Here is a 552-nt window from a genome sequence, read left to right as displayed (position 1 = left end):
GCTTTTTTTATCCGTTTCCTGTCCGGCAGGCAGAAACAGTAAAACATCCACCTTGTCACCCGGTTCGATGTAGCCACCAACGCCCGTGACCTCATCTACTTTCACCGCCACCGCCCTCTCACCCGGATGAAGATTAGCCGTGACGGCACTTAATGACTGGAAATGTTCCGGCAACAGCATTTCGCCAGCAGCAATTGTCATCCGGCTGCTTAGACCGATAAGTGGTGGTGGCTCGCTAAAACTGTCTTTTACTTGCTTGTCTACCATTGTCACCTTGATATCCTCCGCAACGATTTTATGATCGGGAGCAATATCTCTTGCCGCGATAACAATGGGGTAGCTTATCGGAGCTGCTTCAGAGGACTCGGCCATACGGCTTTCCGGGGGCTGGGTATCCTGACTTGCTTGATATCCTATATACCCTAAAACCGTTGCACCGATAGCCAATAAAATTGCCAAAATACGTAAGGCAGAACTACTCATCTCTGACTCCAGTTATTTATTTAATCCGTATCACCGTCCATAACGGATTGCTTTATTTTTTTCTTTCTT

The 552-nt window shown here is 47.5% G+C and carries 1 protein-coding gene; it reads right to left on the bottom strand.

Annotated elements, in window-relative coordinates:
* A partial coding sequence (gene cpaB / locus B3O33_RS12305; protein ID WP_292363719.1) for a Flp pilus assembly protein CpaB occupies positions 1-483 on the bottom strand: 483 nt, incomplete at its 3' end.
* Positions 484-552 lie beyond the last annotated feature (69 nt).

The sequence above is a fragment of the Methylophaga sp. UBA1464 genome (assembly GCF_002325665.1).
Lineage (GTDB): Bacteria > Pseudomonadota > Gammaproteobacteria > Nitrosococcales > Methylophagaceae > Methylophaga.
This window is presented reverse-complemented; position numbering and strand designations above follow the sequence as displayed.